The sequence below is a fragment of the Microbacterium testaceum genome (assembly GCF_001476285.1).
Taxonomy (GTDB): domain Bacteria; phylum Actinomycetota; class Actinomycetes; order Actinomycetales; family Microbacteriaceae; genus Microbacterium; species Microbacterium testaceum_B.
Genome location: NZ_LDRU01000024.1, coordinates 1 through 7,324 on the forward strand (window position 1 = coordinate 1; position 7,324 = coordinate 7,324).

General features: G+C 70.2%; 6 protein-coding genes and 1 pseudogene. 2 read left to right on the top strand and 5 right to left on the bottom strand.

The features are described from left to right. Positions 1 to 59 precede the first annotated feature (59 nt). Positions 60 to 125 (top strand): annotated as a pseudogene (locus NS283_RS19390) (hypothetical protein); the annotation flags it as partial. A gap of 316 nt (positions 126 to 441) precedes the next feature. Here NS283_RS19390 and NS283_RS05085 read toward each other — a convergent pair. The 5 genes from NS283_RS05085 to NS283_RS05105 form a co-directional block, all read right to left on the bottom strand. After that, positions 442 to 1,158, bottom strand: a complete 717-nt coding sequence (locus NS283_RS05085; RefSeq protein ID WP_058595800.1) for a FadR/GntR family transcriptional regulator — start codon at positions 1,156 to 1,158, stop codon at positions 442 to 444. Positions 1,159 to 1,184: 26 nt separating this feature from the next. Beyond that, positions 1,185 to 1,964: a 3-oxoacyl-ACP reductase gene (locus NS283_RS05090; protein ID WP_058595801.1), complete on the bottom strand. Its 780-nt coding sequence runs from the start codon at positions 1,962 to 1,964 to the stop codon at positions 1,185 to 1,187. 119 nt (positions 1,965 to 2,083) lie between these two features. Further along, the gene (locus NS283_RS05095) at positions 2,084 to 3,439 is read right to left on the bottom strand and encodes an aldehyde dehydrogenase family protein (RefSeq protein ID WP_058595802.1); all 1,356 of its coding nucleotides are present in this window, start codon (positions 3,437 to 3,439) and stop codon (positions 2,084 to 2,086) included. Then, positions 3,436 to 4,266: a gamma-glutamyl-gamma-aminobutyrate hydrolase family protein gene (locus tag NS283_RS05100; protein ID WP_058595803.1), complete on the bottom strand. Its 831-nt coding sequence runs from the start codon at positions 4,264 to 4,266 to the stop codon at positions 3,436 to 3,438. The genes NS283_RS05095 and NS283_RS05100 overlap by 4 nt, the downstream gene beginning before the upstream one ends. Beyond that, the gene (locus tag NS283_RS05105; protein ID WP_058595804.1) at positions 4,247 to 5,602 is read right to left on the bottom strand and encodes a glutamine synthetase family protein; all 1,356 of its coding nucleotides are present in this window, start codon (positions 5,600 to 5,602) and stop codon (positions 4,247 to 4,249) included. Before NS283_RS05105 ends, NS283_RS05100 begins: the two co-directional genes overlap by 20 nt. A gap of 146 nt (positions 5,603 to 5,748) precedes the next feature. Between NS283_RS05105 and NS283_RS05110 the strand changes: the two genes are divergently transcribed. Next, positions 5,749 to 7,284 (top strand): amino acid permease, encoded by a 1,536-nt coding sequence (locus tag NS283_RS05110; protein ID WP_058595805.1) that lies wholly within the window; start codon positions 5,749 to 5,751, stop codon positions 7,282 to 7,284. Positions 7,285 to 7,324: the final 40 nt, after the last annotated feature.

Consider the following 7,324-nt stretch of genomic DNA (forward strand, 5'->3'; position numbering starts at 1 on the left):
TCATTGCGCTGCGCGGTGTCCTCGAGCCGGGGGCCGCATGGGCGGCGGCGGCACGCTCGCTGTCAGCGGAGGAGCGCGACGTGCTCTGGGCACGGCACGAAGCGGCGGCTCGCGCCGAGGGGGCGGACTACCGCCGACTCGACACGCTCCTGCACCTGACGATCGCGGAAGTCGCCGGCATCCCGTCTCCAGTTCCCACCGTCGCGGACAATCGCGCGAAGGTCAACGCCTGGCTCGCCACGTTCCCGCTCCCCCCGCGCAACATCGACCACTCCACGTACACAGCATGCATCGATCGTTTCCGCGATCCTCGCCCGGGTACCTTATGCTGCTCACGCGCCGGTGCGTTTTCTCCCGGCGTGCGCCTCGGCCCCGACCGCGCTCGCGGCCCCGAGCCCGACCGCGCAGCACCCGGGCCCCGGCCCCGGCACCCCGCGGTCGCTACGCCAAGAACCCTCGCAGCAGTGCTTCCGAGCCAGCCAGGTGATCGCGCATCGCCGCGTGGGCGGCATCCGGTCTCCCGGCGAGGATCGCCGACACGATCGAGGCATGCTGCGACGTGGAGTGGTCGATGTTGCGCGGGAGGAGCGGGAACGTGTCGAGCCAGGCGTTGATCTTCGCGCGATTGTCCGCGACGAGGGGAACGAGAGACGGGATGCCGGCGACTTCCGCGATCGTCAGGTGCAGGAGCGTGTCGAGTCGGCGGTAGTCCGCCCCCTCGGCGCGAGCCGCCGCTTCGTGCCGTGCCCAGAGCACGTCGCGCTCCTCCGCTGACAGCGAGCGTGCCGCCGCCGCCCATGCGGCCCCCGGCTCGAGGACACCGCGCAGCGCAATGACGTCGTCGAGCTCGGCGGCCGAGACCTCCGCCGGTCCCGAGGGCCGCGGTACCGGATCGACGACGAAGGTTCCCCCGTAGCGGCCTCGCCGGGTCTCGAGCCACCCCGCGTCGGACAGCTCCCGGAGGGCCTCTCTCACGGTGTCGCGGCTGACGCCGTACAGCGCGGCGAGCTCGCGCTCCGCGGGCAGCGACTCCCCCGGCGCGACGAGACCCAGGCGCACCGTCTGCACGATGCGCGCGGTCGTGTCCTCGAGCGCGTTCCCACTGCGCACGGGCCGGTAGACGGCCCGGCGCAGGTCGTCGAGCGGGGCGTCGGTCACCGTCTCAGCCTGTCACGGTCGACGACTCAGAGCGGCGTGACGTACGCGTTGGTGATACCGCCGTCGACGACGAAGGCCGTCGCGGTGATGAACGACGCATCGTCGGATGCCAGGAACGCCACGGCCGCGGCCATCTCCTCGGGCTCCGCGAACCGGCCCATCGGCACGTGCACGAGGCGGCGCTGCGCACGCTCGGGGTCTTTGGCGAACAGCTCCTGGAGGAGCGGGGTGTTCACCGGTCCCGGGCACAGGGCGTTGACGCGGATCCCCTGCCGGGCGAACTGCACGCCGAGCTCGCGGGTCATGGCGAGCACGCCGCCCTTCGACGCGGTGTACGAGATCTGCGAGGTGGCCGATCCCAGCAGCGCGACGAACGAGGCCGTGTTGATGATCGAGCCCTTGCCGGCCGGCACCATGTGGCGCAGCGCCGCGCGCGAGCAGAGGTACACGCTCTTGAGGTTGACGTCTTGCACGCGATCCCAGGCGGGAAGCTCGGTGGTCTCGATCGAGTCGTCGTCGGCGGGAGAGATACCGGCGTTGTTGAACGCGATGTCGACGCTGCCGAGGTCGGCCGCGACGCCGTCGAACAAGGCGTCGACGGAGGCCTCATCGGCGACGTTCACCTGCCGGAACACCCCGCCGACCTCCTCGGCCGCGGCGGTACCGGTGGTTTCGTCGAGGTCGGCGATCACGACGCGCGCGCCCTCGGCGGCGAACCGACGGGCGGTGGCGAGGCCGATGCCGCTGGCGCCGCCGGTGACGATGGCGACGCGATCACGCAGACGCTGGGTGAGATCGATGGTCATGGTGCGGTGGTTCCTTTCGCGCCGGACCTCGTCCCACTTACGGCTGGTGTGGAGCCTCCAGACCGGCCATAAGTGGGACGAGGACCGTCATAAGTGGGACAAGGGGGTGAGGGGGCAGATCACTCGGTGGCGTAGAAGACGTTCTTCACCTCGGTGAAGTGCTCGGCGGCATCCGGTCCGAGCTCGCGGCCGAGGCCCGAGGCCTTCATGCCGCCGAAGGGCGTCGCGTACCGCACCGACGAGTGCGAGTTCACCGACAGCACGCCGCTGCGCACACCCCGAGAGACCCGGATGCCACGGCCCAGGCTCTCGGTCCAGATCGAGCCCGCGAGGCCGTACGCGGTGTCGTTCGCCAAGCGGATGGCATCCGCCTCGTCGTCGAAGGGCATGACCGCGAGCACGGGACCGAAGACCTCGTCGCGCGCGATGCGGTCGCCGGGCTGGGCGAGCACGACGGCGGGCGCGAACCAGAAGCCGTCGCCCTCGGGCGCCGAGCCACGGAACGCCACGTCGACCCCGTCGAGGAAACCCTGGACGGTGGAGCGATGGGATGCCGAGATCAGCGGCCCCATCTGCGTGTCCTCGTCATGCGGGTCGCCGACCTTCCACGCGGCGACCGCGGGCTCGAGCATCTCGAGGAACCGGTCGTACACGCTCCGCTGCACCAGCAGCCGGCTGCGCGCGCAGCAGTCCTGGCCGGCGTTGTCGAACACCGAGCCGGGCACCCCGGCCGCGGCCTTCTCGAGGTCGGCATCCGCGAAGACGATGTTGGCGCTCTTCCCACCGAGTTCGAGGGTCACCGGCTTGAGCATCCGCGCGCACCCGGCGGCGACCTCGGTGCCGACCTCCGTCGACCCGGTGAAGACGACCTTGTGCACGTCGGGGTGCGACACGAACCGCTGGCCGACGACCGAGCCCGAGCCGACGACCACCTGGAAAAGTCGCTCCGGCAGCCCCGCCTCGAGAGCCAGCTCACCGAGGCGGATGGCGGTCAGCGGCGTGAGCTCGGCGGGCTTCAGCACCACCGCGTTGCCCGCGGCGAGCGCCGGGGCGAAGCCCCACGCCGCGATGGTCATGGGGAAGTTCCACGGCACGATGATCCCGACCACGCCGTACGGCTCGTGGTACGTCACGTCGAGACCTCCGGCGACCGGGATCTGCGATCCGATCAGGCGTTCCGGCGCGCCCGCGTAGTAGTTGAGCACCTGCGCGACGTGCTGCGCCTCCCACCGCGCCGAACCGATCGGGTGGCCGGAGTTGCGCACCTCCAGCGCCGCGAGCTCGTCGACGTGCGCTTCCACGACCCGAGCGAACGACCGCAGCGCGTCGGCGCGGGCGACGGGGGCGAGCGCGGCCCACGCGCGCTGCGCGCGGACGGCGTCGGCGACGGCGGCATCCACCTGATCGATCTCGGCCCGCTCGAGCGTGGTGATGGGCGACCCGGTCGAGGGGTCGATGACGGTGAAGGTGCTCATGCGGGAACTCCCTGGTGCTCGGAGGACGGGGCCGGGGCTCCGGCGCCGGAGGTCTCCCCGGCCGAGGACGCGCCCTCGACGCGCGACGCCCGGTAACGCGCGGCGGCAGCGACGAGCCCGAGGAATAGCCGCCGGTCCTCGGCGTTCTCCTCCGGATGCCACTGCACGGCGACGAGGTACTCGTCGCCGGGCAGCTCGACGGCCTGCACGAGCCCGTCGTCGGTCCGCGCGGTCACGTGGAGCCCCTCGCCGACGCGGTCAACGCCCTGGTGGTGGTAGCTGTGAACCGTGAGCTCCCCTGCCCCGACGAGGCCGGCGAGCCGGGTTCCGGCATCCACCTCGACGGTGTTCTCGGCGAACACTCCCCCGCCGATCCGGTAGCGCTCGGTGCCGAGGGCTTCGGGCAGATGCTGGTGCAGGGTGCCGCCAAGGGCGACGTTGATGAGCTGCAGCCCCCGGCAGATGCCGAAGACCGGGATGCCACGCTCCCGCGCCCCGGCCAGGAGCGCGAGCTCCCACGCGTCGCGGTCGGCGCGCGCGGGGTCGGTCAGCGGGTGCCGCTCGGCGCCGTAGAGCTCGGGCTGCACGTCGAGGCCACCCGTGAGGATGAGCCCGTCGAGGCCGTCGAGCACGGCCGCCGCGGCCTGTTCGGGTCGGGGCTGCGGCGGCAGCAGCACGGCGGATGCACCCGACGCGGTCACGGAGTCGAAGTACTGCTGCGGCAGGAACGCCGCGCGCACGTCCCACACGCCCTGCTTCGCGCGCTCCAGATAGGTCGTCAGCCCGACGACGGGGGTCCGGTCGGGATCAGAGACGTTCGAAACCACGGACGCGCTCCCAGTCGGTCACGGCGGCATCGAAGGCTTCGACCTCGATGCGCGCCTGGTTCAGGTAGTGCTCGACGACCTCGTCGCCGAAGGCCGCGCGGGCGATCGTGGACTCCGAGAAGAGCCGCGCGGCCTCGCGAAGGGTCGTCGGCAGCGTGTCGACACCGGAGGTGTAGGCGTTCCCCGTCAGCGGCGCGGGGAGCGGGAGCTCGTTCTCGATGCCGTACAGTCCCCCGGCGATGATCGCCGAGACCGCGAGGTACGGGTTGACGTCCCCGCCCGGCACGCGGTTCTCGACCCGGAGCGACGATCCGTGTCCGACGACGCGCAGAGCGCACGTACGGTTGTCGACGCCCCACGCGATGCCGGTCGGCGCGAACGAGCCGAGGGCGAAGCGCTTGTACGAGTTGATCGTGGGGGCGTACAGCAGCGTGAACTCGCGGAGGGTGGCCAGGATGCCGGCGATCCAGTGCTCCATGAGGGGGCTGAAGCCGTGCTCCCCCTCGCCCGCCATGACGGCGGCACCGTCATCACCGCGGACGGACAGGTGGATGTGACAGCTGTTGCCCTCGCGCTCGTTGAACTTCGCCATGAACGTCAGCGACTTGCCGTGCCGGTCGGCGATCTCTTTCGCGCCGTTCTTGTAGATCGTGTGGTTGTCGGCGGTCTCGAGGGCTTCGGCGTAGCGGAAGGCGATCTCCTGCTGGCCGAAGTTGCACTCGCCCTTCACGCCCTCGCAGTACATGCCCGCGCCGTCCATCCCGACGCGGATGTCACGGAGGAGGGGCTCGAGCCGCGTGGTGGCGAGCAGGTTGTAGTCGACGTTGTAGTCGGTCGAGGCCCGGAGCCCCGTGTAGCCCTTCGCCCACGCCTCGCGGAACGAGTCGTCGAAGACGATGAACTCGAGCTCGGTGCCCGCGTAGGCGGTCAGTCCCCGCTCGGCCAGCCGAGCGCGCTGGGCGTTCAGGATGCCACGCGGCGACTGCGCGACGTGCTCGCGGTCCTCCCAGGCGAGGTCGGCCATGACCAGGGCGGTCCCGGGCTGCCAGGGGACGCGGCGGAGCGTCTCGAGATCCGGGACCAGCAGCATGTCGCCGTAGCCCTTGTCCCAGCTCGACATCGCGTATCCGTCGACGGTGTTGAGGTCGACGTCGACCGAGAGCAGGTAGTTGCAGGCCTCCGCTCCGTGCGGAAGCACCTCGTCGCGCCAGAACCGCGCGGCGACCCGCTTGCCGACGAGGCGGCCCTGCGCGTCGGGGAACGCGACGATGACCGTGTCGATGTCGCCGCTGTCGATCGCGGCATCCAATTCTGCGGTGGTGAGATTGCCCGCCATGGTTTCCCTCTCGCGTGCTCGTCGCCCTCGCGTGCGGAGGACGTAACGAGGAACTTACACGCCAAAGGTAGACAGGTCGACCAATAGAAGGCCATGATTTCCCGCAAGGCGAGCCCGCCGCCTGCCCGCATCCTTCTGGAGGTCACATGTCCACCTCGAGCAGTTCCCGCAAAAAGGTCGCCGGAGCCACCTATACGGCCACCGATTCCTCGTACTTCGAGAAACGCACCCTCAAACGTTCGGCCGGGGTATGGGGCCTGTGGGGCCTCGCCGTCGCCGCCGTCATCTCGGGCGACTTCTCGGGCTGGAACTTCGGCATCGGCTTCGCCGGCTTCGGCGGAATGCTCATCGCCTTCGTGATCCTCGTGATCATGTACTACGGCCTGACCTTCTCGATCGGCGAGATGGCGGCCGCGATGCCGCACACGGGCGGCGCCTACTCGTTCGCACGCTCGGCGATGGGGCCGTGGGGAGGCCTCGCGACGGGCCTCGCCGAGACGATCGAGTACGTCGCGACCACCGCGGTCGTCGTCTACTTCTCAGGTCAGTACGCCGACTCCGCCCTCGAACTCCTGACGGGGGTGAGCCTGCCGGCGTTCGTGTGGTGGATCATCCTCTACGCGCTCTTCATCGCCTTGAACGCCGCGGGGGCCAACATCTCGTTCGGCTTCGCCATCGTCGTCTCGATCATCTCGATCGGCATCATCGTCGTCTTCGGCGTGATGTCGCTCGCGAGCGGCGCCTTCGACTGGGGCTCGCTCTGGAACATCGCCCCGACCGACGGCAACACCGAGTTCCTCCCCTTCGGCGTCGGGTCGATCCTGCTCGCCCTCCCGTTCGCGATGTGGTTCTTCCTCGGCATCGAGGAGCTCCCCCTCGCCGCGGAGGAGTCGCACAACCCCGCCCGCGACATCCCCCGCGCCGGCCTCTGGGCTCGCGGCACGCTCATCGTCACGGGTCTCATTGTGCTGTTCCTCAACACCGGCGTCCTCGGCGCCGAAGAGACCGGCGGCTCCCTCGAGCCCCTGCTCGACGGCTTCCGCGCGATGGTCGGCGATCAGGCGGCGGCCCTGCTGTCGCTCCTCGCGCTGATCGGCCTGCTCGCCTCGCTGATGGGCATCATGTTCGCCTACGGCCGCAACATGTACTCGCTCTCGCGCGCCGGGTACTACCCGCGCTGGCTCTCGCTCACGGGTGCCCGCAAGACGCCCTGGGTCGCGCTGGTGTTCGGTGCCGTCCTCGGCTTCCTCGCCCTCGTGATCGTGCAGGCGGCGGGCGGCGACGCCAGCCCCGCCGGCGCGATCGTGCTGAACATCGCGGTCTGGGGAGCGGTGCTCGCGTACTTCCTGCAGATGGTCTCGTTCATCGTGCTCCGCAAGAAGTTCCCGAACGCGGTGCGCCCCTACAAGAGCCCGTGGGGCCTGTTCGGTGCCTACTCGGCGGCGATCATCGCCGCGGTCGTGTTCTTCGGCCTCCTGCTGAACCCCGCGTACCTGCTCGCGATCGTCGCGATCATCGTGGTCTACGCCGTGATCTTCATCGCCTTCGCGATCTACGGCCGACACCGCCTCGTGCTCTCCCCCGAGGAGGAGTACGCCCTCTCCGGCGGCCTGCACGGCGACCCGCAGAAGGAGGGCTACGACGCCATGGAGGGTGAGGTCTTCGGCGAGAAGCGTCCCTGATAGCAAACCAGGGAGGGGCGGATGCCATGGCATCCGCCCC